This window comes from Pseudomonas sp. TE3728 (assembly GCF_056279145.1).
This window is the reverse complement of the sequence record NZ_JBWBQT010000001.1, coordinates 5,053,291-5,077,871: the sequence shown is the minus strand read 5'-3', so window position 1 is coordinate 5,077,871 and position 24,581 is coordinate 5,053,291. Positions and strand designations below refer to the sequence as shown.

At 58.8% G+C, this 24,581-nt stretch carries 21 protein-coding genes, 1 other RNA gene and 2 pseudogenes; 11 read left to right on the top strand and 13 right to left on the bottom strand.

Translation table 11 applies throughout. From position 1 onward, the window contains the following. Positions 1 to 22 precede the first annotated feature (22 nt). The gene (gene fur / locus ACZ89R_RS22170) at positions 23 to 427 is read right to left on the bottom strand and encodes a ferric iron uptake transcriptional regulator (RefSeq protein WP_003197684.1); all 405 of its coding nucleotides are present in this window, start codon (positions 425 to 427) and stop codon (positions 23 to 25) included. A gap of 97 nt (positions 428 to 524) precedes the next feature. On the opposite strand from fur, the gene ACZ89R_RS22165 reads away from it, so the two are divergent. Then, entirely contained in the window at positions 525 to 1,052 is a 528-nt protein-coding gene (locus ACZ89R_RS22165; protein ID WP_007900538.1) for an outer membrane protein assembly factor BamE, read from the top strand. A gap of 61 nt (positions 1,053 to 1,113) precedes the next feature. On the opposite strand, the gene ACZ89R_RS22160 is transcribed toward ACZ89R_RS22165, so the two are convergent. The 3 genes from ACZ89R_RS22160 to ACZ89R_RS22150 are packed head-to-tail and all read right to left on the bottom strand — an operon-like array spanning position 1,114 to position 3,266. Further along, positions 1,114 to 1,428, bottom strand: coding sequence for an RnfH family protein (locus ACZ89R_RS22160; RefSeq protein ID WP_429544563.1), 315 nt, complete (start codon positions 1,426 to 1,428; stop codon positions 1,114 to 1,116). Then, complete coding sequence (locus tag ACZ89R_RS22155) at positions 1,421 to 1,855, bottom strand: type II toxin-antitoxin system RatA family toxin (protein WP_123498870.1); 435 nt, start codon at positions 1,853 to 1,855, stop codon at positions 1,421 to 1,423. The genes ACZ89R_RS22160 and ACZ89R_RS22155 overlap by 8 nt, the downstream gene beginning before the upstream one ends. 7 nt (positions 1,856 to 1,862) lie before the next feature. Next, on the bottom strand, positions 1,863 to 3,266 hold the full coding sequence (locus ACZ89R_RS22150) for a sodium-dependent transporter (protein WP_429544564.1): 1,404 nt from the start codon (positions 3,264 to 3,266) through the stop codon (positions 1,863 to 1,865). Positions 3,267 to 3,384: 118 nt separating this feature from the next. Here ACZ89R_RS22150 and smpB point away from each other — a divergent pair, with 118 nt between their 5' ends. Continuing rightward, positions 3,385 to 3,867 carry an SsrA-binding protein SmpB gene (gene smpB / locus ACZ89R_RS22145; protein ID WP_007900551.1) on the top strand — a complete coding sequence of 161 codons (483 nt, stop codon included), beginning with the start codon at positions 3,385 to 3,387 and terminating at the stop codon, positions 3,865 to 3,867. A gap of 122 nt (positions 3,868 to 3,989) precedes the next feature. On the opposite strand, the gene ACZ89R_RS22140 is transcribed toward smpB, so the two are convergent. Beyond that, positions 3,990 to 4,757 (bottom strand): GntR family transcriptional regulator, encoded by a 768-nt coding sequence (locus tag ACZ89R_RS22140; RefSeq protein WP_218398641.1) that lies wholly within the window; start codon positions 4,755 to 4,757, stop codon positions 3,990 to 3,992. Between the two features lie 262 nt (positions 4,758 to 5,019). Between ACZ89R_RS22140 and ACZ89R_RS22135 the strand changes: the two genes are divergently transcribed. The 9 genes from ACZ89R_RS22135 (at position 5,020) to ACZ89R_RS22095 (ending at position 15,562) form a co-directional block, all read left to right on the top strand. After that, the gene (locus ACZ89R_RS22135; protein ID WP_192346350.1) at positions 5,020 to 6,711 is read left to right on the top strand and encodes a lactate permease LctP family transporter; all 1,692 of its coding nucleotides are present in this window, start codon (positions 5,020 to 5,022) and stop codon (positions 6,709 to 6,711) included. Positions 6,712 to 6,862: 151 nt separating this feature from the next. Further along, positions 6,863 to 7,687, top strand: coding sequence for a (Fe-S)-binding protein (locus tag ACZ89R_RS22130; RefSeq protein ID WP_429544565.1), 825 nt, complete (start codon positions 6,863 to 6,865; stop codon positions 7,685 to 7,687). Next, positions 7,684 to 9,138: a LutB/LldF family L-lactate oxidation iron-sulfur protein gene (locus ACZ89R_RS22125; RefSeq protein WP_429544566.1), complete on the top strand. Its 1,455-nt coding sequence runs from the start codon at positions 7,684 to 7,686 to the stop codon at positions 9,136 to 9,138. The genes ACZ89R_RS22130 and ACZ89R_RS22125 overlap by 4 nt, the downstream gene beginning before the upstream one ends. Then, positions 9,138 to 9,809: a LutC/YkgG family protein gene (locus tag ACZ89R_RS22120; RefSeq protein ID WP_429544567.1), complete on the top strand. Its 672-nt coding sequence runs from the start codon at positions 9,138 to 9,140 to the stop codon at positions 9,807 to 9,809. The genes ACZ89R_RS22125 and ACZ89R_RS22120 overlap by 1 nt, the downstream gene beginning before the upstream one ends. Beyond that, entirely contained in the window at positions 9,806 to 12,616 is a 2,811-nt protein-coding gene (locus tag ACZ89R_RS22115; RefSeq protein ID WP_429544568.1) for an FAD-binding and (Fe-S)-binding domain-containing protein, read from the top strand. The genes ACZ89R_RS22120 and ACZ89R_RS22115 overlap by 4 nt, the downstream gene beginning before the upstream one ends. Before the next feature lie 129 nt (positions 12,617 to 12,745). Further along, positions 12,746 to 13,027, top strand: a complete 282-nt coding sequence (locus ACZ89R_RS22110; RefSeq protein ID WP_123498856.1) for a hypothetical protein — start codon at positions 12,746 to 12,748, stop codon at positions 13,025 to 13,027. A 293-nt stretch (positions 13,028 to 13,320) separates the two neighbouring features. Next, the gene (locus tag ACZ89R_RS22105) at positions 13,321 to 13,596 is read left to right on the top strand and encodes a hypothetical protein (protein ID WP_429544569.1); all 276 of its coding nucleotides are present in this window, start codon (positions 13,321 to 13,323) and stop codon (positions 13,594 to 13,596) included. Positions 13,597 to 13,712: 116 nt separating this feature from the next. After that, positions 13,713 to 14,106, top strand: a transfer-messenger RNA (tmRNA) gene (gene ssrA / locus ACZ89R_RS22100). 199 nt (positions 14,107 to 14,305) lie between these two features. Then, a complete protein-coding gene (locus ACZ89R_RS22095) occupies positions 14,306 to 15,562 on the top strand; it encodes an integrase domain-containing protein (RefSeq protein WP_429544570.1) in 1,257 nt (418 codons plus the stop codon). Positions 15,563 to 15,734: 172 nt separating this feature from the next. Here ACZ89R_RS22095 and ACZ89R_RS22090 read toward each other — a convergent pair whose 3' ends face one another. The 8 genes and pseudogenes from ACZ89R_RS22090 to ACZ89R_RS22055 form a co-directional block, all read right to left on the bottom strand. Then, positions 15,735 to 17,279 carry an MDR family MFS transporter gene (locus tag ACZ89R_RS22090; protein ID WP_429544571.1) on the bottom strand — a complete coding sequence of 515 codons (1,545 nt, stop codon included), beginning with the start codon at positions 17,277 to 17,279 and terminating at the stop codon, positions 15,735 to 15,737. Continuing rightward, positions 17,272 to 18,444, bottom strand: coding sequence for an HlyD family efflux transporter periplasmic adaptor subunit (locus ACZ89R_RS22085; protein ID WP_429544572.1), 1,173 nt, complete (start codon positions 18,442 to 18,444; stop codon positions 17,272 to 17,274). Before ACZ89R_RS22085 ends, ACZ89R_RS22090 begins: the two co-directional genes overlap by 8 nt. Further along, entirely contained in the window at positions 18,441 to 19,943 is a 1,503-nt protein-coding gene (locus tag ACZ89R_RS22080; protein WP_429544573.1) for an efflux transporter outer membrane subunit, read from the bottom strand. Before ACZ89R_RS22080 ends, ACZ89R_RS22085 begins: the two co-directional genes overlap by 4 nt. 207 nt (positions 19,944 to 20,150) lie before the next feature. After that, positions 20,151 to 20,891, bottom strand: a complete 741-nt coding sequence (locus ACZ89R_RS22075) for an AraC family transcriptional regulator (RefSeq protein WP_429544574.1) — start codon at positions 20,889 to 20,891, stop codon at positions 20,151 to 20,153. A gap of 1 nt (position 20,892) precedes the next feature. Next, a pseudogene (gene leuA / locus ACZ89R_RS22070) lies at positions 20,893 to 22,586 on the bottom strand (2-isopropylmalate synthase). Between the two features lie 208 nt (positions 22,587 to 22,794). Then, positions 22,795 to 23,085, bottom strand: coding sequence for a hypothetical protein (locus ACZ89R_RS22065; protein ID WP_429544575.1), 291 nt, complete (start codon positions 23,083 to 23,085; stop codon positions 22,795 to 22,797). Then, positions 23,082 to 24,063: pseudogene (locus ACZ89R_RS22060) on the bottom strand (integrase domain-containing protein). The gene ACZ89R_RS22065 and the pseudogene ACZ89R_RS22060 overlap by 4 nt, the downstream one beginning before the upstream one ends. Then, positions 24,047 to 24,418 (bottom strand): hypothetical protein, encoded by a 372-nt coding sequence (locus ACZ89R_RS22055; RefSeq protein ID WP_429547824.1) that lies wholly within the window; start codon positions 24,416 to 24,418, stop codon positions 24,047 to 24,049. The pseudogene ACZ89R_RS22060 and the gene ACZ89R_RS22055 overlap by 17 nt, the downstream one beginning before the upstream one ends. Positions 24,419 to 24,581 lie beyond the last annotated feature (163 nt).

The following is a 24,581-nucleotide window of genomic DNA, read 5'->3' as shown; positions in this document are numbered from 1 at the left end:
ACCTGAAGTTCGCGCGACATGCTTACTTTTTCTTGCGCACGTACAGTACAAGATTGTGATCAACCATCTCGAAGCCATACTTGTCGACGATTGCTTTCTGCAGCCGCTCGATCTCTTCGTCGAAGAATTCGATCACTTCACTGGTCTCGACGTTGACCATATGGTCGTGATGCTTGCCGTCGTCCAGCTCGAAGACCGCATGGCCTCCGTCGAAGTTGTGCCGCACCACAAGGCCAGCTGCCTCGAACTGGGTCAGGACACGGTAAACCGTGGCCAGACCGACGTCCTCACCAGCCTCCATCAGCGCCTTGTAGACATCCTCAGCACTCATGTGGCGTTGCTCGGCGGAATCGAGCATTTGCAGAATTTTGACCCGTGGAAGGGTCACTTTGAGGCCGGCTTTGCGTAGTTCGCTATTTTCAACCATGGTCAGCTTTCTCGCGATGCTGCTTCGCAGCTTCTCTTAATGCGGGTATGATCGGCGTTTACGTTGTCCCAGCCAAGATAGTGGAAGTCGCCCACCGATGCAAAACACCAAGCTCTTGCTAACCAGTTTCACCTTTGTGGGACTGCTCGCACTCGCCGGTTGTTCATTCCCCGGGGTTTACAAAATCGACATCCAGCAGGGCAATGTCGTCACGCAGGACATGATAGACCAGTTACGCCCGGGAATGACCCGCCGGCAAGTACGGTTTATCATGGGTAACCCTCTGCTGACTGACACGTTCCATGCCGATCGCTGGGATTATCTCTACAGCCTGCAACCGGGTGGCGGAGAACGCCAACAGGAACGCATTAGCGTTATCTTCAACCCAAATGACCAACTTGTCAGCCTCTCTGGCGATTTCATGCCTGGCGTGAGCCGCGACGAAGCCATTCTCGGCAAGGACAGCGACACTACCGTGACCGCACCTGCCGAAAACGCCGAGAAGCCGAAGCCAGAAAAACCGGTCAAGCCTGGGTCGTTGCTGGATCAGATCCAGAAGGACGTGGACAACGTGGAAACCGTTCCAGTCCCGACGCCAGAACCGCTGGAAACCTCGCCGCAATAATTTGCGACGCAATAAAAAACCCGGCATGTCCGGGTTTTTTATCGCCTGGCGTTTAGCCGGATCACTGATTCCGGGCTTTGGCCTCCGCCGCCTTGGCGGCGCGCAACCGGCGAACTTCTTTCGGATCGGCAAGCAACGGCCGGTAAATCTCGAGGCGATCCCCTGCCTGAACCGGACGATTGGCCGGTTCAGCAATCACCTTGCCAAAGATTCCAACCGGACAACTGGCCAGATCCAGCTCAGGGAATTCGCTGTTCAGGCCGGATTTGAGCAACGCATCTCGCACTGTTGCACCCACCGGCACCGTTACGGTCAGCAATACCTGACGATCAACAGCGGCATACACCACTTCAACCTTGATCACGGCCTCAACCATGCATCTGTTTCGCACGCTGGCAAAACGCGTCCATCAGCGTATTCGCCGCCTGATTGAACAAAGGCCCCAACGTCGCACGTACCAGCGGTCCCGAGTAGTCGAATGACAAGTCCAGACTGATCTTGCAGGCCTTCTCGCCCAACGGCTTGAACACCCAGATGCCATGCAACTGGCTGAACGGACCTTCTTCGAGGTTCATCTCGATCGAATGCCCGGGCACCAGGGTATTACGCGTCACGAAATGCTGACTCAGGCCACCCTTGGCCACGCCGACGCTGGCTCGCATAAGCTCAGGGGTGCTTTCCAGGACTTGCGCCGACGAGCACCACGGCAGGAATTCCGGATAGCGGGCCACATCGTTGACCAGGTCATACAGCGCTTGTGCCGGATACGGCAGCAGGGCCGAACGTTGAATGTGTGTCGTCATGTCAGCGTTACTTCCACAGCTGGGCGGCAAACACTACAAGAATGCCGATGGGCGCCACATAGCGCATCAAGAACAGGGACAAGGCGAACAGCACCGGACGGCGGATCGACAATTCGTCGCGCACCGCTTCACGCCCCATCACCCAGCCCGCAAACACCACGAAACACAAACCACCGAGTGGCAACATGATCCGCGAGGTGAAGAAATCGATCACACCGAAGAAGTCCAGACCACCGGCGGCTCCCCATTGATAGAGGTGGAACATCCCGCCTTCGTTCACGAAAAACTTGGCTTGCTTCCAGATATTGAAGGAAAACACCGTACCCAGACCGACGAACCAGCAGATGAATGCCAACCAGAAGGTAACCCAGGCACGACTGATCTTCGTGCGCTCAACCAGGTAAGCCACCATTGGCTCGAGCAGGGAAATCGCCGAACTCCAGGCCGCAATCGCTACCAGCACGAAGAACACTACGCCCATCAATTGGCCGAACGCTACGTTGCCAAAGGCAAATGGCAGGCTGACGAACATCAGGCCAGGGCCTTCGCTCGGGTTCAGGCCGGCAGCGAACACAATCGGAAACAATGCCAGACCGGCGACCAGAGAAACGAAAGTATCGAGCAGCGCCACACCGACAATGGTGCCGGAAATCGACGAGCTCTTCGGCATATAAGCACCGTAGATCATGATCGAACCGACGCCCACGCTCAGGGAGAAGAACGCGTGCCCCATGGCCGGCAGCAAGCCGTCGAGCACTTTTTCCGGGTGGAAGTCGAACATGAAATGCACGCCCTGCATGAAGTGGCCGGTGGTCATGCTGTAGCCCAGCAGGACAATCACCATCACGAACAGCAGCGGCATCATGATTCGCAGGCTGCGCTCCAGCCCGGCGACCACGCCTTTGGCGATCACCACGGCGGAGAGGAGCATGAAAATCGTGTGCCAAAGTGTCAGGCGCCACGGGTCGGCGATCACATTGCCGAAGTAGGCGCCGACCTGATCAGGCGTCGCCCCCTGGAAGTCGCCACGCCCCATGTCGATGATGTAGTCCAGCGACCAGCCGCCGACCACACTATAGAAAGACAGAATCAGCAATGCCGTGATCATCCCGGCAAACGCCCCCCAGGACCACTTCGCCGAATGCCCCGCTTCCAGCGCCAGGACCTTCAAGGCATTGGCCGGGCTCTGCCGTGCGCGCCGGCCGATCAGGGTTTCGGCCAGCATCACGGGCACACCGATCAGCGCGATACAGGCCAGGAACATCAGAACGAAGGCTCCGCCACCGTAGACGCCGACCATGTAAGGGAATTTCCAGATACTACCCAAACCCACGGCCGAACCGGTCGCGGCGAGTATGAAGACCCAGCGGCTAGCCCAACTGCCGTGGACAGAAACCTTGTCTGTCGACATCGTTATCACGCCCAAGCGTTCAAAAAAGAGGCCGCATTGTCCGGGATTCAATCAACCTGCTCAAGCACGCAGCGATACCGTAGCCGACTCGCTTGCAACTCCCTATAATGCCGCCCCTATGGCTAAACAGAAGAAACACCCAACAGGGACCATCGCGCAGAACAAAAAGGCGCGACACGATTACTTCATCGAACATAAGTTCGAGGCTGGTCTGGTCCTGGCCGGCTGGGAAGTAAAAAGTTTGCGGGCAAGCAAGCTACAACTGGTTGACAGTTACGTGCTGCTCAAAGATGGCGAAGCCTGGCTGCTCGGCAGCCACATTACGCCGTTGATGACGGCCAGCACCCACGTCATCGCCGATCCGACCCGCACCCGGAAATTGCTGCTCAACCGGCGGGAGCTGGAAAAGCTGGCCGCTGCCGTGCAGCAAAAAGGTTACGCCTGCGTATGCCTGTCCTGGTACTGGAGCAAGCACATGGTCAAGTGCGAGATCGCTCTGGGCAAGGGCAAGAAGGAATACGACAAGCGTGATACCGAACGCGAGCGCGACGCCGGTCGTGAGTTGCAGCGGGCGGTGCGCAACAAGGGCAAGGAAGATTAATTCCTCGCTCTGATCGTTCCCACGCTCTGCGTGGGAATGCTGCGATGGACGCTCTGCGTTCGCTTTGTGACGCGGAGCGTCACGACATGCATTCCCACGCGGAGCGTGGGAACGATCATTGACTACATCCCCTTGCGCCGCTCCGCCCGAGCCACGCGCTGCACTTCCTGACGCACCTCTTCCAGCACTTCCTGTACATACAGAATGTGTCGACTGGAAACCTCCCGCGCCTGCTCCGCCTTTCCTTCGATAATCGCCAGGTACAACTCCCGATGCTGCGCAATCAGCATGTCGCGGGTTTCTGAACGCTGTTTGTACATGCCGCCAATGTTGGTCACCACGTTGCGCTTGAGCAGGTCGAACAGCCCACGGATGGTGTGTAACAACACTGCGTTATGACTGGCCTCGGCGATCGCCAAGTGAAATTTTGCGTCCGCCGCGCCCTCTTCCAGCCGACTCACTTCGTCATGACGCGAATAGCAGTCCTGCAATTCGTCGAATGCCGCCGTCAGCCGCTCGCGATCCAGGTCGGTGGCGCGCAATGCCGCGTAGTAAGCACAGGAGGCTTCCAGCGTATGACGAAACTCCAGCAAATCGCGCTGGGCCTCGGGGTTGCTTTCCAGCAGATGCAACAGCGGGTCACTGAACGTCGAGCCCAGGGATTCCACCACATAATTACCGCCACCCTGACGACTGACCAGCAGCCCTTTGGCCGTCAGTTTCTGAATCGCTTCGCGCAACGAAGGGCGTGACACGCCGAATTGCTCGGCCAACGCGCGCTCTGCCGGCAAGCGTTCGCCAGCCTTCAATGTGCCCTCGAGGATCATCCCCTCGAGTTGCTCGACAATATCGTCAGACAAACGGCGCTGCCGAATCTGATCAAACCCCATCACTCAATTCTCCACGATCCCGGCGGCTCGCCGGGCTCTCTATTCTGGCCTATTGGTGCTGCACCAGCACCTACCAGACGACGTTTGATCGAACAGATCAGATGCGTTCTGCACCGCTCATTCGACAAAAGTTTTAGGGCGGCAAATTGACACACCGCATACAAGGCTTTTACCCTAGCCAACAGCGATTGTAAATTGGTATTACCAATTAACCAAGAACGCTGACCAGTGCCTGACCAACAACAATTAGGGGCCACCCCATATGCAAACCTGGCAACAGCTCTACAGCCCGCTCGGCAGTCTCGGCGTGTCCGCACTCGCGGCCGTCATCCCCATCGTATTTTTCTTCCTGGCTTTGGCCGTGTTCCGCCTCAAAGGCCACGTGGCAGGCAGCATCACCCTGGCGCTGTCGATTGCGGTGGCAATCTTCGCGTTCCAGATGCCGGTCGATATGGCCTTCGCGGCAGCCGGATATGGCTTCGCCTACGGCTTATGGCCGATTGCGTGGATCATCGTGGCAGCGGTGTTCCTGTACAAACTGACGGTCAAGAGTGGTCAGTTCGAAGTGATCCGCAGCTCAGTGCTGTCGATCACTGACGACCAACGCCTGCAAGTACTGCTGATCGGTTTCTGCTTCGGCGCCTTCCTGGAAGGTGCCGCCGGTTTCGGCGCACCGGTAGCGATTACCGCGGCGCTGCTGGTGGGACTGGGCTTCAACCCGCTGTACGCCGCGGGCCTGTGCCTGATCGCCAACACCGCGCCGGTAGCTTTTGGCGCCTTGGGGATTCCGATCATCGTCGCCGGGCAAGTCACCGGCATCGACGCGTTCAAGATCGGCGCTATGACCGGTCGCCAACTGCCATTGCTGTCGCTGTTCGTGCCTTTCTGGCTAGTGTTCATGATGGATGGCCTGCGCGGCGTTCGGGAAACCTGGCCGGCGGCGCTGGTAGCGGGTTTAAGCTTTGCCATCACCCAATACTTCACCTCGAACTTCATTGGCCCGGAACTACCGGACATCACTTCCGCGCTGGCCAGCCTGATTTCCCTGACACTGTTCCTGAAAATCTGGCAGCCCAAACGCGCCGCCGGCCAACACATCGTCGGCGCCGTCTCGGCTTCCGTGGTGGCCAGCGCCGGCGGTTTCGGCCAACCGCGCACCACCGTGGCTTCGCCTTACAGCCTGGGGGAAATTTTCAAAGCCTGGTCGCCGTTCCTGATCCTCACCGTACTGGTCACCATCTGGACGCTAAAACCGTTCAAGGCGATGTTCGCTGCGGGTGGCTCGATGTATAGCTGGGTGTTCAACTTCGCGATTCCGCATCTGGATCAAATGGTGATCAAGGTCGCCCCGATCGTAACCGCCCCGACGGCGATTCCGGCGGTGTTCAAACTCGATCCGATTTCCGCGACCGGCACGGCGATTTTCTTCTCTGCGCTGATCTCAATGCTGGTATTGAAGATCAATCTAAAAACTGGTCTTACCACTTTTAAAGAGACCGTCTACGAACTGCGCTGGCCGATTTTGTCCATCGGTATGGTGCTGGCCTTCGCCTTCGTCACCAACTACTCGGGCATGTCGTCGACCATGGCTTTGGTACTGGCAGGTACGGGTGCGGCATTCCCGTTCTTCTCGCCATTCCTCGGCTGGCTCGGCGTGTTCCTGACCGGTTCGGATACTTCGTCCAACGCACTATTCAGTTCACTGCAAGCAACCACCGCGCACCAGATCGGCGTCAACGACACCTTGCTGGTGGCGGCGAATACCAGCGGCGGCGTGACCGGCAAGATGATTTCGCCACAATCGATCGCCGTGGCCTGCGCCGCGACCGGGTTGGTGGGCAAGGAATCGGATCTGTTCCGCTTCACCCTCAAGCACAGCCTATTCTTTGCAACGATCGTCGGCCTGATCACGTTGGCTCAGGCCTACTGGTTCACCGGCATGCTGGTGCACTAAGAACTACACGCGACACGGAAAAAACCGACGCCGGGTTACGCCCCCGGCGTCAGCTATTCACAACCGGGTCTGCAAGGCTGCTGAAAGCTTCCCTCTCTATATTCAGCAGCCTCAGCGGACGGATAACCGGGACCACCCGGAGACACGCCTGATGAGCGAGCTTTTTTACAACGCTGTGCCGAATGCGACCCGCGTCGCCCCGCCACTGCCCGAGCCTCGGCAATACCCCAGCAAAAAACCATCACGGGTCTACCTGTTCGGGACTTGCGTGGTGGATCTGTTCTACCCGGAAGCCGGGATGGACGCGATCCACCTACTGGAACGCGAAGGCATTCGTGTTGAATACCCGCAAGGGCAAAGCTGCTGCGGGCAACCGGCCTACACCTCGGGCTACACCGAACAGGCCCGGACCGTGGCGCGCTCGCAACTGGCGCTGTTTGCCGGTGATTATCCGGTGGTGGTGCCGTCGGGGTCTTGCGCGGGGATGCTGCGCGAACACTACGCCGACTTGTTCAAGGACGAGCCGCAAACGCTGAAGCAGGTCCAGGCCCTGGCCGCCCGGACTTACGAGCTGGCCGAATTTCTGCTGTTTGTCTGCAAGGTGCAGCTCAAGGACAGCGGCGAACCGGTCAAAGTGGCGCTGCACACGTCGTGCTCGGCACGCCGTGAAATGAATACCCACCTGCATGGCCGTGAGTTGTTGGCGCAGCTAAGCAATGTGGAGCGAGTCGACCACAGCCACGAAAGTGAATGCTGTGGCTTTGGTGGGACTTTCAGCGTCCGTATGCCAGATATTTCCGGCGCGATGGTGGCTGACAAGACCCGAGCGTTAAAGGAGTCCGGCGCGCACAAGGTACTGAGTGCCGACTGCGGTTGCCTGATGAACATCAATGGCTCGCTGGAGAAACAGCAGGAAGCGTTGCGCGGTCAGCATCTGGCCAGCTTCCTTTGGCAGCGTACCGGAGGTGCCCGATGAGCACTTCCACGCTTATTCCTACGGTTGCCGTCGAAGAAGATTTTCGCGCCCGGGCGCACAAGGCGTTGGCTGACATGCAACTGCGAAACAACTTTCGCAGTGCGATGGATTCACTGATGAGCAAACGGGCAGCGTCCTTCAGCGATGCCCATGAAAGAGAACATTTACGAGTGCTGGGCAATGCTGTCCGCGCCCGTGCTTTATCCAAGTTGCCCGACCTGCTCGAGCAGCTTGAACAGAACCTGACCCGCAACGGTGTGACAGTGCACTGGGCGGAAACGGTGGACGAGGCCAATGGCATCGTCTTATCGATCATCCGCGCTCACGAGGCGCGGCAAGTGATCAAGGGCAAATCGATGGTCAGCGAAGAGATGGAGATGAACCATGTCCTCGCGGCTCAAGGCATTGAATGCCTGGAGTCGGACATGGGCGAATTCATCGTCCAGCTCGACTACGAGAAACCTTCACACATCATTATGCCGGCGATCCACAAGAATGCCGGTCAGGTCGCGTCCTTGTTCCACGACAAACTTGGCGTGGAGTACACCAAGGACGTTGACCAACTCATTCAAATCGGTCGCAAAGTCTTGCGACAGAAATTCTTCGAAGCAGACATCGGCGTCTCGGGCGTCAACTTCGCCGTGGCCGAAACCGGCACTTTGCTGTTGGTGGAGAACGAAGGCAACGGGCGCATGTCGACCACCGTGCCGCCCGTACACATTGCCGTCACGGGCATCGAGAAAGTCGTCGAAAACCTGCGGGACGTTGTACCGCTGTTGTCGCTGCTGACCCGTTCGGCCCTCGGCCAACCGATCACCACCTACGTCAACATGATCTCCGGGCCGCGCAAGGAACATGAACTCGACGGCCCGCAGGAAGTGCACCTGGTATTGCTCGACAACGGTCGCAGCCAAGCCTTCGCCGACAGCGAATTGCGCCAGACCCTGAACTGCATCCGCTGCGGCGCCTGTATGAATCATTGCCCGGTCTACACCCGAATCGGCGGCCATGCCTATGGGGAGGTTTACCCTGGGCCTATCGGAAAAATCATCACCCCGCACATGGTCGGCCTGGCGAAAGTCCCCGACCACCCGAGTGCCTCGTCGTTATGCGGTGCTTGCGGTGAAGTCTGCCCGGTAAAAATTCCGATCCCCGCATTGCTGCGTCGCCTGCGGGAAGAGAACGTCAAAGCCCCGGACAGCCCGCATCAAGTCATGCGCGGCCAGGGCAGCAAGTTCTCACGCAAAGAACGGTTTATCTGGAACGCCTGGGCGAAGCTCAACAGCTCGCCAACGCTCTATCGTCTGTTCGGCTTCTTCGCTACTCGCCTGCGGGCGCTGACCCCGAGCAACGTCGGCCCGTGGACCCAGAACCACAGCGCACCGAAACCCGCGGCCCGCTCACTGCATGACATGGCCCGCGAGCATCTGGCCAAACAGGGAGACCGCTGATGAGCGCCAAGCAAAATATCCTCGCCAAATTGCGCAACAGTCTGACAGGCACCACACCGGTGCCTGACAACTTCGATATCGAATTGGTGACCGAGCCCTACACCTACACGCCAGAACAACGCATCCCGCAACTGCGCAAACTGATGGAAGCGGTGCACACCGAAATTCATCTGACGTCCAGAGATGGCTGGCCCGAATTGCTGGCGCAACTGCTGCAGGATCGCCAGTTGCCGAGCCTGTTGATTGCGCCGACGACACCCCACGGTCAACGCATCACTCAGCATTGGGCGAAAAATCCTGGCCTGCCCGCGCTCAAAGCCTACGACCGTCCGGTCGAGGAATGGAAAGCCGAATTGTTCAACGACACCCCGGCCAGCCTGACCACCACCCTCGGCGCAATCGCCGCGACAGGTAGCCTGATTCTCTGGCCGACGCGGGAAGAACCGCGCCTGATGAGCCTGGTGCCGCCGGTGCATTTCGCCCTGCTCAAGGCCAGTGAAATCCGCGATAACTTCTATCAGGTGCAGCAGGAGTTCGAATGGGCCCAAGGCATGCCGACCAACGCCTTGCTGGTGTCCGGCCCGTCAAAGACCGCCGACATCGAACAAGTATTGGCTTACGGTGCCCACGGCCCGAAAGATCTGGTCGTTCTGATCCTGGAGGACCAATGAGTCTACCGGTAGCTTTCCTGCGAGATGCAGAGCGACTGATTCCTGAAACGCGACGTTTCGACGATCCGCTGTCGACCTTGGCCTTCGGCACCGACGCCAGTTTCTACCGGCTGATTCCGAAACTGGTGATTCGCGTCGAGTCCGAAGATGAAGTGGTGGCGCTACTCAAACTGGCACAACGGGATAAAGTCCCGGTGACCTTCCGCGCAGCCGGCACCAGCCTGTCTGGCCAGGCCATCAGCGATTCGGTGCTGATCGTGCTGGGTGATAACTGGAACGGTCGCGAAATCCGAGGTCAGGGCACGCAAATCCGTCTGCAACCGGGCGTGATTGGCGCCCAGGCCAACGCCTGGCTGGCACCGTTCGGACGTAAGATCGGCCCAGACCCGGCATCGATCAACGCCTGCAAAATCGGCGGCATCGTCGCCAACAACGCCAGTGGCATGTGCTGCGGCACGGCGCAGAACACCTATCACACGCTGGCCGGTATTCGTCTGGTACTGGCTGACGGCAGCCGTCTCGATACCGAAGATGCCGCCAGTGTGATGGCGTTCCGTGAGAGCCACGCCGAGTTGCTGGAACAACTGGCGACTTTGGGCCGCGAGACCCGCGCAAACGCTGAACTGGCCGCGAAAATTCGCCACAAATACCGTCTGAAAAATACCACCGGTCTTTCACTCAATGCGCTGGTGGATTTCGACGAGCCTGTGGATATCTTGAGCCACTTGCTGGTGGGCTCCGAAGGCACGCTCGGGTTTATCAGTGCGGTGACCTACGACACGGTAATCGACCACCCGAACAAGGCGTCGGCGTTGATCGTGTTCCCTGACGTAGAAACCTGCTGCAACGCCGTCACCGTGCTGAAAAGCCAACCGGTGTCGGCGGTAGAACTGCTGGATCGCCGCAGCCTGCGCTCAGTGCAGGACAAGCCCGGCATGCCGGCTTTCGTACAACAACTATCGACCCATGCCTGCGCCCTGCTGATCGAATCCCGCGCCGCATCTTCCACTTTGCTCCAGGAACAGCTGACGCAAATCATGGCATCGCTGACGGGTTTCCTAGTGGAGAAGCAAGTCGACTTCACCGAAGACCCGGTGGAAAACGCCCGGCTCTGGGCGATTCGTAAGGACACTTTCCCTGCCGTCGGCGCGGTGCGCAAAACCGGCACCACGGTGATCATCGAAGACGTGACGTTCCCGGTGGAACAGCTGGCCAGTGGCGTCAACCGCCTGATCGAGCTATTCGACAAACATCACTACGACGAAGCGATCCTTTTCGGACACGCCCTGGAAGGCAATCTGCACTTCGTCTTCACCCAAGGCTTCAACAGTGCGGAAGAAGTCGCACGCTACCAGGCGTTCATGGACGACGTGGCGCAATTGGTGGCCGTTGAATTCGGCGGTTCGCTGAAGGCTGAACACGGCACCGGTCGCAACATGGCGCCCTTCGTCGAACTGGAATGGGGCAGCGATGCTTATCAGTTGATGTGGCAGCTCAAACGCCTGCTCGACCCTAATGGCATTCTCAACCCGGACGTGGTGCTCAGCGACGATCCACAGATCCACCTCAAGCACCTGAAACCGTTGCCGGCCGCCGATGAGATTGTGGATAAGTGCATCGAGTGTGGCTTTTGCGAACCGGTGTGCCCGTCGAAAGGACTGACATTGAGCCCACGCCAGCGCATCGTGATCTGGCGAGATATCCAGGCCAAGAAGCGCGCAGGCGTCGACACCACCGAACTCGAAGCCGCTTACGAATACCAAGGCATCGACACCTGCGCCGCCACTGGCCTGTGTGCGCAACGTTGCCCTGTAGGAATCAACACCGGTGAGTTGGTGAAAAAACTCCGCGGCCGTAAAGCGACGCATACGAAAACCGCCAACTGGATTGAAGGAAATTTCGCAACTGCGCTGCAAGGCGCGCGCTTCACCCTGCACGTCGCCAACGGTGCGCGGATGCTATTGGGAGCACCGCGCCTGGCAAAACTTTCGGCATCGCTGACGCGGTTGTCCAAGGGTCAAATCCCGCAATGGACCAACGCCATGCCGCAGCCGGAAAGAGCCATCCGTTTCAGCCCGACCGTGTCGGACGAGCGGCCTCGGGTGGTGTACCTGGCGGCCTGCGTGTCGCGGGTCATGGGCCCTGCGGCGGGTGATAAAGAGCAAATGTCGTTGTACGAAAAAACCCGTGGTCTGTTGGAGAAGGCCGGTTATCAGGTGGTCTTCCCGGACAATCAGGACAACCTCTGCTGCGGTCAGCCGTTTGCTTCCAAGGGTTACGCTGAACAGGCCGAACGCAAGCGCCAGGAACTGATCGGCGCACTGCTGCACGCCAGCCGCGGCGGGCTCGACCCGATCTATTGCGACACCAGCCCCTGCATCTTGCGGCTGGTTCAGGACCTGGGCGACGTGCGACTGGACTTGTACGACCCCGTGCGCTTCATCCGCACTCACTTGATGGATCGTCTCGATTTCACCCCCCAGGAAGCGCCAATCGCGGTGCATGTCACGTGCAGCACTCAGCATCTCGGCGAGAGCCAGGCGTTGATCGATCTTGCACGCAAGTGCAGTAAAAACGTGGTCATTCCGGAAGGCATTCACTGCTGCGGTTTTGCCGGCGACAAGGGCTTCACCACCCCGGAACTGAATGCCCATTCGTTACGCACGCTCAAGGATGCGGTACAGCAATGCAGCGAGGGGATTTCCACCAGTCGCACCTGTGAGATCGGTCTGACACAACATGGCGGAATTGACTACCACGGGCTGGTCTATCTGGTGGATCGAGTAACGCAGGCCAGGGCGACCTGAAGAAAAATAGAACCCTGACGCACCGTCGCAGTCCACCGATCAAGTCCCGCAAACGCGGGGCCTTTCCCAAAATTGGCAGCCCGTCCTGATGGCCAGCGATGCCTGGCCCCTCAGTTCAAGGAGATACCCATGAAACGCTCAGTGCTGTTAGGTCTGTTCGTTACTGCCTCAATGCTGGCCTCCTCCTCGTTTGCCGCCGGCGATGATCTCTGTGCAACCAACCTGAAAGCCATCGCCAATGCCAAGACCCAGACCCTGGCGCCGGAAATGAGTGCTCGCGTCGAGGCAAGTGTCCAGCAGGCCAAGGCCTACCAGGCGCAAAACACCGAGGAAGGCACCAAAAAATGCATCTCCGAAACCACTCAAACCCTGCAGGAGATCCAGAACGCGGGCAAAGGTGATAAAGGCTAAGAACTACTGAAGGCCAACCTTCGGGTTGGCCTTCAGAGCCATGTAAACCCTAAGCTTGTGGAGCATCAGGCAGACTCACGACTGCTTCGCAGCCTCGCGAGCTCGGCAGCTGCTACAGATTGCATTTGGTCTTAACTGACTGGCATCTGGCGTTTCTTGTTCCTTTTTCGCACCCGCCTCCCGGAAAAATCTTTCACCCCAACGCCAGCAAAAACAGAACCCTTGCACGCGATCACAGTCCATTTGTTAAGCCCCGATCAGCGCGGCCCACCCCCCCTTTCCAGGAGATATCCATGAAGCGTTCCGCCCTGGCTGGACTGCTCATCGCTGCAACAATGCTGGCCTCCTCCGCATACGCCTCAAACGATAGCGATCAATGCGTAATGAAGCTCCAGGAAGTCAATAACAAGCTGTCCAGCACTACCACACTGGACGCTGCCACCAAAGGTGTCGTGATCACCAAAGCCGAACAAGCCAAGGCGGCTCACGCCGCCAACAATGACAAAGAGTGTGTATCCCTGACGCAGCAGGCGCTTCAGGACATTCAAAGCCACGCGCACGGTCAGTAGGGCCAGACCAGAGCCAATCCAGCGTTGGTTCTGACACGCAAGCACGGACAGAAGGTCGACTCGCCGCGCGCATTGGCGTACACTGCGCTTGCCTGCTGGTTACACACAGCAGGTTCGGGGCCGTTTAGGATTCGACGCCGGTTGCGAAACTTTAGGTGCATGCCGAGTTGGTAACAGAACTCGTAAATCCACTGTTGCAACTTTCTATAGTTGCCAATGACGAAACCTACGGGGAATACGCTCTCGCTGCGTAAGCAGCCTTAGCCCTTCCCTCCTGGTACCTTCGGGTCCAGCAATCATCAGGGGATGTCTGTAAACCCAAAGTGATTGTCATATAGAACAGAATCGCCGTGCAGTACGTTGTGGACGAAGCGGCTAAAACTTACACAACTCGCCCAAAGCACCCTGCCCGTCGGGTCGCTGAGGGTTAACTTAATAGACACGGCTACGCATGTAGTACCGACAGCGGAGTACTGGCGGACGGGGGTTCAAATCCCCCCGGCTCCACCACTTCATCATCTAAAGACGTCCACGGACGTCTTTTTTTGTGCCTGAAATCCAGCAAAATCAAGGGTTTAAGCGCTTCTGGGCTCCGTAGAGGTTTTCTGAGTTCCAGCCGTTTGGGTATTCCAAATGGTATTCCAAATGGTATTCCAAGCCATCCGGTGCTATTTTTTGGAATACCAAAACGGTGTCAGAGGTAGCTCTCATGCCTGCTCCAGCCCTTCGCCTCTCCGACCGCCAGCTCAAGGCAGTCAAGGCAAAAGACAAGGATTACGTCCTCAGCGATGGTGACGGCCTTCAGCTCCGAGTCAGGAGCAATGGCTCGATGCTGTGGAACTTCAACTACCGCGAGCCGGTAACCAAAAACCGTATCAACATGGGACTGGGCACGTATCCAGAACTCTCATTGGCGAACGCCCGAAAGAAAGTCGTTGACGCACGGGAGCTACTTGCACAAGGCATTGATCCCAAGGTGCAACGCAACACTCAGAACGAAGCCAAACGAGCGGAGACCGAACACACATTCGAGAACGTCGCCACCGCCTGGTTCGAATTGAAGAAAGATTCGGTCACACCCGCGTATGCCGAAGACATCTGGCGATCGCTCACACTGCATGTATTTCCAGACCTGAAAACAACGCCGCTCTCGAAAATTACCGCACCGATGATCATCGAACTGCTTCGGCCAATCGAGGCAAAAGGCAGCCTCGAGACCGTGAAGCGGTTGAGCCAAAGGCTCAACGAGATCATGACCTACGGGGTAAATTCGGGACTGATCTTTGCCAACCCCCTCAGCGGTATTCGAGCGGTCTTCAAAAAGCCCAAGAAAGAGAACATGGCCGCGCTATCACCTGATGAGCTTCCGGAGCTCATGCTGGAAATAGCCAACGCTGCAATCAAGAGAACGACCCGCTGCCTGATCGAATGGCAGTTGCACACCATGACTCGTCCTGCCGAAGCGGCAACCACCCGATGGGCAGACATCGACTTCGACAGACGTATCTGGACCATCCCCCCGGAACGCATGAAAAAGCGTCGCGCGCATACCATCCCATTGTCTGAACAGGCACTCGCGCTGCTGGAGGCACTCAAGTCCCACAGCGGCCACAGGGAGTACGTGTTTCCGGCGGACAGAAATCCACGTACCCACGCCAACAGCCAGACTGCCAACATGGCGTTGAAACGTATGGGTTGCCAGGACCGCTTGGTCAGCCACGGGATGCGCTCCATGGCCAGCACCATCCTGAATGAGCATGGCTGGGATCCGGAACTGATCGAGGTCGCGTTGGCACATGTCGACAAGGACGAAGTGCGTAGCGCCTACAACCGGGCGGATTACATCGAACGCCGGCGTCCGATGATGGCCTGGTGGAGTGAACATATCCAGAAGGCGGCCACTGGCAGCCTGTCAGCATCTGCCATAAATCAAACCAGGGACCGCAACGTGGTGCCGATACGCTGATCGTCCAAGGTTGCCAACACCGATGACGATCCATGCAATCTGAGACGTGCAGCATGGCGACAGAAATGGCGATTCTCGCTAAACCTCTTGATCGTCATGAACAAAGGGAAAGATTCATGAGGGCTGCTTGTTCGCTGCCAAGGCCCGCTCAGTGCCGGCGGGCATGATCTGTTCAATTCTTCGCTTGTTGTCGTAATGCCAACGCCGCCACACCACACAAGATCAACGCGATGCAGGACACGTAGAATGCATCGCTGTAGGCCATCAGGTACGCCTCGCGACGCACGGTGTGGAGCAGGCTCTCGAGGACCTGCTGTTGGGCGGGCAACAGTTGGTTGAATATGAAGTCTTCGCTGTCTGCCATGCTGGCGCGCAGGCGCTCCTGCAATGACGGGGAAAACAGAGTGATCGACTCTCCCACTCGCTCGGAGTGAAAGCGCTCGCGCATGGCCACGATCTGCGTCAACCCCGCAGTGCCCACGGCACCGCCAAGGTTACGCAGCATGGAGAACAAGGCGGAGGCGGAACCGGCTTCATCTTTGGCCAACCCAGAAACCGCCAGCACGGAAAGCGCCACCATGATCAGCGGCTGCCCAATGCCTCGTACCACGGTGGAAGGAATGATCACGTTGGCGGCGCTATCGACATCCAAGTGCGCACCGAGGTAACACCCCACGGCCATGATGAAAAAACCGCTGGCGACCATCAGTTTCGGGTTGAGCCACTTCATCAGGCGTGGCATGAACGGCGCCAGCACCAATTGCACCATGCCGTAGGCGATCAGGCTGATGCCGATTTCCCGGGCGTTGTACCCCTGCAACTGGGAAAGGTAATTAGGGACCAGGAACACCAGGCCGAAAGTAGCTCCGCCGAAAATGAACATCGCCGCACTGGCCACCCCGAAGTTGTAGCTCTTGAGCAGGCGCAGGTTGATGAAGGAACGGCTGCCATACAGCTGCGACAGCACGAAGTACACCAGGGCGATGCCGGCGATCAGCGACATCCACACAATGAAATCGGAGCCGAACCAGTCCTTGCGCCCGCCTTCTTCCAGGACGATCTGCAAACCGCCAAGGCCGACGATCATGGCAATGATTCCACCCCAGTCGCCGCGCTTGAGCAGGCTCAACTTCAAGGGTTTGGCATCGATGGACCACGCCACCGCCAGTAGCAAGAGAACACCGGGGGCCAGTTGCAGGTAGAAAATCCAGCGCCACGAATAAGCATCGGTCAGCCAGCCGCCAATGGACGGTCCGGCGGCCTGGGCAACGCTGTTGGACAGCGCGAACAAGGCCATGCCCATCGCAATCTTGCTGGGCGGCAGCTCGGTGATGATCAGCTGGAATGACAAGGGGATCAGCACCGCGCCAGCGGCGCCCTGGATCACCCGAATGATGATCATCACTTCCAGGTTGGGTGCCCAGGAACAGGCAATGGACGCCACCAGGAACACAAACGAACCCACGAGCATCACCCGGCGCAGGGAAAATACCTGGACCAGCCAGGCGGTCAGCGGAATCATCACGATTTCTGCGACCAGGTACGCGGTGGAGATCCACGAGCCCTCCTCGAAGGTCGCCCCCAGGGAACCCTCGATTTCCGGCAGCGCGGCGCTGGTCACATGCACGTTCATACCGGCCATGAAACAGCCGAACAGCCCGCCGATCACCGCCACCCAGGCGCGAAAGGAGACGGTCTTTTCAGCGACTTCAGTCATGTGCCGCGCCCTGGGTAGCTGGCCGGGTATCAACGGTGGTGATCACCGACATGCCCGGCAGGATAGGCCCGCCCTCGTCATGCTCATCAATGACGATTTTCACCGGGAAGCGCTGCACGATCTTGGTGAAGTTGCCGGTGGCGTTATCCGACGGCAACAGCGCGAACACGGCCCCGGAACCTGGCGAGAAACTCACCACATGGCCCTTGAGCTTGCGCCCCGAATAGCTGTCGACGCTGATATCCACCGCTTGCCCGGCACGCATGTCGCGCAACTGAGTTTCCTTGTAGTTGGCCACCACGTAGGCCTGCTGCAAGGGCACCACCGCCAGCAGCGGCAAACCTGGTGCGACGTATTGGCGAGTGCGCACTTTGCGCTGCCCCACGACCCCGTCGATAGGCGAGCGGATCAACGTGTCCTCCAGCGCATGAGTCGCCAGGTTCAACTGAGCTTCGGCCTGGCTGCGCCGGGCAATCTGTTGTTGGAGCGAGGCTTCGGCCAATTGGCGCCGAGTGATGGCAACGCTCAACCGGGTTTCCTGTTGACGTTGCATGGCCTTGGCAATTTCCACCGCGGCGTTGGCCTGGGTGTAGCTGGCGGCCGCTGTTTCCAGACGCTGGGCACTGGCGGCGTGTTCGCGCACCAGGCCTTCGTAGCGGCGCTGGTCGAGGCTTGCGCGGCGCAGCTCGGCAACCACGCTGCGAGTATGGGCCTCAGCCTGGACCACGCCGGCCTTTTGCTGGGCGATCAGGCTGTCGGTGACTTGCAGGTTGGCCTGTTGGGCGGCGACCGAGGCCTGGGTTTCCGCCAGCTGAGCACGCGCCTGCGCCAAGCGGGCCTGGTAATCGCGGTCCTCGATGCGCACCAGCACATCCCCGGCCTTGACGGGCTGATCATCCTCCACCAGCACCTGGGCCACATACCCGGAGACCTTCGGGCTGATGGGAATCCAGTCGGCACGCACATAGGCATCATCGGTCTGTTCCAGGTAACGCCCCACTGTCATCCAGTACACCCCGAACGCCACCGCCGCGATCAACAGCGCAACGCCTCCCAGCAGGATCAGGTTGCGTTTGCGGCGTTGCTTGCGCGCATGCATGAGTTGCTCGACCACATTCTCCTGCTCGTCCTGGACAGCGGTTTTTTCATCGACAGCGATATTCATGGCTGGGTACCAGAAAAATTGACGGAAGCGCGGCTGAACGCAGCGGTCGGAGTAGCGGAAGAGGAAGACTGCCAACCGCCGCCAAGCGCGCGAAACAGGCTGATCTGGCGCTGCAACAGCTGACCATCGGCATCGGCGCGCGTGGCCTGCAAGCGGATCAGCTCACGCTCGCTGTCCAGCACGTCGAGAAAGTCGATAGACCCGGCGTTGTAATTGAACTGGGCCAACTTGTAGGCTTGACGGCTGCTGTCCAGGGCCTGGCTCAAAGCGGCGTGGCGCTGACGCTCGCCGTCATACAACGCAAGGGCCTGGCGTACATCCTTAAGGGCCTTGAGCACACTGGCCTCGAATTGCGCCACTTCCACCTGCTCCAACGCCCGGGCCTGGTTGACCCGCGCGCGATTGGCACGCCAGTTGGGGAATTGCCAGGTAATCAGCGGGCCGATGCCAAACATCACCGCGCTGCTGTCTCCCAGCTCATGGGGTTTGTTGGCGGATGAGGACACTGAAGCGCCAATGGTCACCTTCGGATACAGGTCGGCCTGGACGATATCCACTTGCAGCGTGGCCGCCTGCAGCGCTCGCTCGGCCTGACGGATATCTGGACGGCGCGCGAGTAATTGCCAGCCGTCGCCCACCGGCAGCTCGGCATTGAGTTGCGGTATGACCTCACAGGTCGCGGCGCCAGAGCCTTGTTCCAGGTCGGCCACGCCGGTCAGCATCGCCATCTCGTACAGGGCAGCTTGCCGGCGTGCCTCCAGCATCGGCAGCAGCGCCAGGGTTTCGCCCTGCACTGCCTGCATGCGGGCGTATTCGAGATCCGTCACCACACCGGCCTGACGCTGACGATCGATCAACGCCAGGCTGTGCCCGACCACATCCAGCGAATGGCGCTGAACCTTGGCGCGTGCCCCCATGGCGCATGCATTGACATAAGCGCGAGTGGTTTGCGCCACCACCGTGATGCGCAACAAGTCTTCGGCGTCTTGCGCCGCGGCCGCCTGAACCTGGGCCCGTTCGATGCTGCGCTGGACCTGGCCCCAGACGTCCATTTGATAAGCAAGTTCAAAGCCTGGGTTGAACGCCCACTGTGACGGCGCATGGCTATCGGTCGCCTTGGCCAGGGTCTGATCATCGGCCGTCTTGCCGTACTCGGCGCCCAGTGACGCCTGGGTCGACGGCCAGCGCTCGGCATCGGCCTGCATGATTCCGGCCAGCATCGAATGCACATGAGCCTTGGCCGCCGCCAGGTCGCGGTTGTGCAGCAATGCCTGCTGCACCAACGCATCGAGTTTCGGGTCGTTGTACAACTGCCACCAGCGTTCGGGTAAGGCCTGGGCCGAAACACCTTGCGGCAAGCGGCTCAGGGCGTTGATGCGCTCCGGGTGTGGTTGCGCTGGCGCATGGGTGACCCAGGAGGAACAACCCGCCAACCAGACGACCGCCACGCCCAGGAGCGAAAGACGGCAGTGCCGCGCGGAAAAAGAAGGCGAACCCATCGCAGAAATCCAGAGTGCTAAGTAGAGACGCAGGTTAAGAGAGCACCGGGCTGCGCATCTCCCGAGTTCCAGACAACCATCGTTGCGATTGGGACAACCTGCCTGCGTCCCCTGGATCCTGAGCGCCTGCCCTCCAGGCACACGCACGTATGGCCCTCCGTAGAGGCGGGCCATGTCCAGTAGGGGTCGTGCGATCGCTGGGCCGAATCAGACCAGGCGGCAGTTGCTGGGGGTGTAGCCCATGGTGCGTTTGAACATTGCGGTGAAAGCGCTCGGACTTTGGTAGCCATGTTCCAACGCCACTTCCAGAATGGATACGCCACAGGCCAGGCGCTGCATGCTGAGCAGCAAACGAGTACGCTTGCGCCACTCGCCATAACTCATGCCCAACTCTTTCTGGAACAGCCGAGCCAGAGTGCGCGAACTCATATTGAGCTGCACCGCCCAACTCTCCAGTTTCGACTCCTGGGAGGGGTTGTCGATAAAGTCGGCACACAGCGACTTGAGCCTCGGTTCATCGGGAATCGGCACATGCGCCAGTACCCTTTGCGCCCTGTCGAGCTCCGAGAAAATCAGATCGACAATCTGCACATGACGCAATAAGGCCGGTTCACTGTCAGGCTCATCGGCCGCTGCGATAATCAGCTCACGCAGCAGCGGCGAAACCTTGAGGACGTGGCACTCCTCCGTCAACGTTCGGTGCGCACCAGGTGAGATCAACAAGGTGCGCATACGCACCTCGCCGGTCATGCGGATCTGGTGCTCCACCCCCGAAGGGACCCAGAGCGCATGCCCGGAAGGCACCGCCCAAGTGGTCCCGACGACCGACACCAGCATCACACCGTTAATGGCATAGACCAGTTGACCCTCTTCATGCCGATGCGAAGCCACTATGTCGCCGTGACCATAGTTACCGGCGAGCGCCGCCAATGCGGTATGCGCGTTCATCTCAGGAAGGCACCGCGACGCTCACCACGCTGAGCAGGCCCAGGCGCGATGCGCGGTTGACGGCACTGGTCACCGCCTTGAGGGAAGCCAGCAAGCTACTGCCATCGCGGGCGGCACCGAACAGCAACTGGTTGCCCACGCGGATTTCCACATAGGCCAGTGCTTCGGCTTGGGCCCCGTCACGGGAGGCATGCTCGTGGTAATCAGCGATATCGAAGTGAATGCCGCGCTGGGCAAAGGCATCAACCAGCGCCGCCAGTGGGCCGTTGCCTTCGCCGCTCAAGTCGATGCGCTGCGCACCGTGTTCAAGGGTGGCTTCCAGATAGGTCACATCACCCTCGCTGACCAGTTTTGGCACCCGCAACGCGTAAGGCTTGCCCTGTTCCAGGTAATGCCGGGTGAAGCAGGCAAGGATCATCTCCCCGCTGATTTCCTGGCCGGACCCATCCGCTTCCTGTTGGACCAAGGTGCTGAATTCCATCTGCAAGCGACGCGGCATTACGATGCCGTGCTGCTCCAGCAAATAGGCCACACCACCTTTGCCCGACTGACTGTTGACGCGAATCACCGCTTCATAGCTGCGGCCCATATCGGCGGGGTCGATTGGCAAGTACGGCACTTCCCAGATACCGTTTGGGTTGGCCTGACGTGCCGCAAAGCCCTTTTGATCGCATCCTGGTGCGACCCGGAGAAGGCGGTGAACACCAACTCACCGGCGTAAGGGTGGCGAGGATGGGTCGGCAACTGATTGCAGAACTCCACCTCACGCTGGACATGGATGATGTCCGAGAAATCCAGCCGAGGGTCGATGCCGCTGGTGTAGAGGTTCATCGCCAGCGTCAGGATATCCACGTTGCCGGTTCGCTCACCGTTACCGAACAACGTGCCCTCGACACGCTCAGCTCCGGCCAGGCACGCCTGCTCCGCAGTGGCAACGCCGGTGCCACGGTCGTTATGGGGGTGGACACTGATGACCACGCTGTCACGGCGGCTGAAATGCCGGCAGAACCATTCGATCTGGTCGGCGAACACATTGGCAGTGGAGACTTCCACCGTTGTCGGCAGATTAAGGATCATTTTGTTGGTCGGGGTAGGCCCGAAAGCATCCGTCACCGCCTCACAGACCTCGAGTGCGAAATCCAGCTCGGTGAAGCAAAAGGTTTCCGGGGAATACTGGAACGTCCACTGCGTACCGGGATTATTGTCCATGTGACGCTTGATCTCACGCGTCGCTTGGGTAGCGATCTCGATGCAGCCGTTACGGTCCACACCGAAGACAACGTCGCGGAAGACCGGAGCGGTGGCGTTGTACACATGCACAATCGCCCGGGGAACGCCCTTCAACGCCTCGAAGGTGCGCTCGATCAGATGACTACGCGCCTGTGTCATCACTTGAATCGTGACATCGTCGGGAATCGCACCACTGTCGATCAGCTCACGCACATAGTCGAAATCGGTCTGGGAAGCGGCCGGAAAACCCACTTCGATTTCCTTGAAGCCCACCTTGACCAGTAACTCGAAGAAACGGCGTTTGCGCTCGGCATTCATCGGCTCGATCAACGCTTGGTTGCCGTCGCGCATATCGACACTGCACCAAGTGGGGGCTAGCGCCTGGACATTGCCGGGCCATTGGCGGTCTGGCAAGTCCACCGTTTTAAAATGACGATATTTGCTGGAAGGATCCTTGAGCATCATGCGGGTTCTCCTTTTTCGACAGTTCCGATTGTGGGCAACCGAAGTGGCTGTTCACGACCGGTCGTTAGACCCAACATTAAACGAAAACCAATAAATACCAATTGCGTATTTATGCAAAAAAAGTCTAAATATCATCGTTAAAAACCAGAAACACTGATTTTTTTGGTGATTTACACCGCCATCATCAGAATTATTGCAAATATCGAATTCACTGAAGCTGGCCAGACAAGTATCGTTTGAACGTCTGCGCCTTTCTGCGGCGGATTAACCCTGCCGTTAATTCATAGTAATAGACGGTCGATGGTGCTGAATAACGCAGATAGTGCTCCAGAAACCACTTGGTGTGCTTTTCCTTCCAGGACCAGGGCGTCGCGCATCCCCAGCGCTCACGAATCGCCTCGTGCATCCTTTCCGCCTGCCTGATATGCCGCTGCCGCGTGGCATGCGCACCTTTGAGCACGGGACTCAGAAACAACGTCATATCGAACTCGGCCTTCATCGCCGACCTCCGATGTAGGCGCTGACCACATCGATGCGGTTATGTCCCAGCTCGTGGCTGATCTGCTGTCGTGCACGTTGATCAAGCTCTCGATCTTCTCGATGAACACGACCGCCATTGATGGACGCGGAGAAGCCGGTCAGTTGCTCATAGCGCTCACAGGCGTAAGCCGCTCGCAGCTCATGAAAGCCTTTCAATCCATGCTCGTGCAGGAGGTCGCGTGCCGGTCGCACGACTTTTGTATGAAGTCTTTGTAGCGTTCATCGGGCGCCAACAAATTCCGACTGCCACTGGGTGAGACCTCACTGGCTCTGTCCAGCGCCTCTCGGACTTGATCCGTGACCGTAATCCAACGCGGAGCAGATGCGCCTGATCGTCCACCTTTGGTGCCGTCCTGGATATTGATCTTGCCCAGTCGTTGAGCCTCTCGTTGCAGCCGTGGAAGGTCCGCCAATATGGCTTCACGCAGGCGCGTGCCGGTCTCCCGAGCGAGAAGCACAATGGCACTCACCCTCGCTTGCTGTCGCTCTGAGAGCGCTTGCGCAATCAGCTTGACCTGCACACACGGTCTTGGCCTTGCGGGGCCTCACTACGCACGCTTGAGCGCTGCAAGCCCAGCGCCTTGCTCGGACTGGGGATTTTGACGTACTGATCACCGCGCAGCGCAGCCATCGTTCGGTTCACACTGGACAGGCGGTTTTGCGCGGTGGCAATGCCAACGTTGCCCTGCTCAACCTGCTCCCGCACGTGGGCGGCTTACCGCATGAGAATCTTGCGATCAATGTGTCGCGCGTCATTCAGCCTCGGCCCATCCTCGGATCGACACCAATTTACGAATGCCTGCCAGCGATCACTATGGGCTATGACGGTAGCAAAATGGCCGTCGCCAAACAGATCTTTCAGTGCTTGCGGTCCGGCATAGCTGAGCTGGCGACCAAAGCCAAAATTACGCCCCGCTCGCTTACCGACCCGAGCCATTTTTCTGCTCCTGATCGACTGCCGCGAGATCATGCAAGAGGGCTCGCCAGTTCGCACTCACGATGGAGAACTGAGCCCCATCAGTCGGGCGAAAACACAGCGTGTTGTCGGTGACGTAGAGATGCGCGCCCTCCTCTTTCAACCACTGAATGATGGCTGTCGTCGAGGTGATAGTTCTACGGAGGGTGGCGACACCGGCGACAACCCTTGTCTTGCCTGGCTTTGAGCGTGGCGACAAAGTGGCGACAGTAGCGGCGACGGTATTACGAGACCACTCGTTCCTATGCTCACCTAGCTCAACGCGCACATATGAGTCCTGTTCGACTTGGGCAATGGCCTTTACGTGCGCCCTCATTGACCAGGCAGGCAGCACGCAGGATCCAAGCACAACCCGTGGCCCGCGCCACGTTATGCATGATGGCCGGAATAGATAGCTTGGCCCCGAAGCTGACACTATCAAGGTCAACAATTGACCTTTGGCGACCTGGACACTGTCATGCATTCATTGCACGTCGACG

What these genes read in the sequence shown, in the direction of transcription:
- fur (WP_003197684.1), bottom strand. Translation starts at nt 427, where the DNA reads ATGGTTGAAAATAGCGAACTACGCAAAGCCGGCCTCAAAGTGACCCTT.
- ACZ89R_RS22165 (WP_007900538.1), top strand. Translation starts at nt 525, where the DNA reads ATGCAAAACACCAAGCTCTTGCTAACCAGTTTCACCTTTGTGGGACTG.
- ACZ89R_RS22160 (WP_429544563.1), bottom strand. Translation starts at nt 1,428, where the DNA reads ATGGTTGAGGCCGTGATCAAGGTTGAAGTGGTGTATGCCGCTGTTGAT.
- ACZ89R_RS22155 (WP_123498870.1), bottom strand. Translation starts at nt 1,855, where the DNA reads ATGACGACACACATTCAACGTTCGGCCCTGCTGCCGTATCCGGCACAA.
- ACZ89R_RS22150 (WP_429544564.1), bottom strand. Translation starts at nt 3,266, where the DNA reads ATGTCGACAGACAAGGTTTCTGTCCACGGCAGTTGGGCTAGCCGCTGG.
- smpB (WP_007900551.1), top strand. Translation starts at nt 3,385, where the DNA reads ATGGCTAAACAGAAGAAACACCCAACAGGGACCATCGCGCAGAACAAA.
- ACZ89R_RS22140 (WP_218398641.1), bottom strand. Translation starts at nt 4,757, where the DNA reads ATGGGGTTTGATCAGATTCGGCAGCGCCGTTTGTCTGACGATATTGTC.
- ACZ89R_RS22135 (WP_192346350.1), top strand. Translation starts at nt 5,020, where the DNA reads ATGCAAACCTGGCAACAGCTCTACAGCCCGCTCGGCAGTCTCGGCGTG.
- ACZ89R_RS22130 (WP_429544565.1), top strand. Translation starts at nt 6,863, where the DNA reads ATGAGCGAGCTTTTTTACAACGCTGTGCCGAATGCGACCCGCGTCGCC.
- ACZ89R_RS22125 (WP_429544566.1), top strand. Translation starts at nt 7,684, where the DNA reads ATGAGCACTTCCACGCTTATTCCTACGGTTGCCGTCGAAGAAGATTTT.
- ACZ89R_RS22120 (WP_429544567.1), top strand. Translation starts at nt 9,138, where the DNA reads ATGAGCGCCAAGCAAAATATCCTCGCCAAATTGCGCAACAGTCTGACA.
- ACZ89R_RS22115 (WP_429544568.1), top strand. Translation starts at nt 9,806, where the DNA reads ATGAGTCTACCGGTAGCTTTCCTGCGAGATGCAGAGCGACTGATTCCT.
- ACZ89R_RS22110 (WP_123498856.1), top strand. Translation starts at nt 12,746, where the DNA reads ATGAAACGCTCAGTGCTGTTAGGTCTGTTCGTTACTGCCTCAATGCTG.
- ACZ89R_RS22105 (WP_429544569.1), top strand. Translation starts at nt 13,321, where the DNA reads ATGAAGCGTTCCGCCCTGGCTGGACTGCTCATCGCTGCAACAATGCTG.
- ACZ89R_RS22095 (WP_429544570.1), top strand. Translation starts at nt 14,306, where the DNA reads ATGCCTGCTCCAGCCCTTCGCCTCTCCGACCGCCAGCTCAAGGCAGTC.
- ACZ89R_RS22090 (WP_429544571.1), bottom strand. Translation starts at nt 17,279, where the DNA reads ATGACTGAAGTCGCTGAAAAGACCGTCTCCTTTCGCGCCTGGGTGGCG.
- ACZ89R_RS22085 (WP_429544572.1), bottom strand. Translation starts at nt 18,444, where the DNA reads ATGAATATCGCTGTCGATGAAAAAACCGCTGTCCAGGACGAGCAGGAG.
- ACZ89R_RS22080 (WP_429544573.1), bottom strand. Translation starts at nt 19,943, where the DNA reads ATGGGTTCGCCTTCTTTTTCCGCGCGGCACTGCCGTCTTTCGCTCCTG.
- ACZ89R_RS22075 (WP_429544574.1), bottom strand. Translation starts at nt 20,891, where the DNA reads ATGAACGCGCATACCGCATTGGCGGCGCTCGCCGGTAACTATGGTCAC.
- ACZ89R_RS22065 (WP_429544575.1), bottom strand. Translation starts at nt 23,085, where the DNA reads ATGAAGGCCGAGTTCGATATGACGTTGTTTCTGAGTCCCGTGCTCAAA.
- ACZ89R_RS22055 (WP_429547824.1), bottom strand. Translation starts at nt 24,418, where the DNA reads ATGAGGGCGCACGTAAAGGCCATTGCCCAAGTCGAACAGGACTCATAT.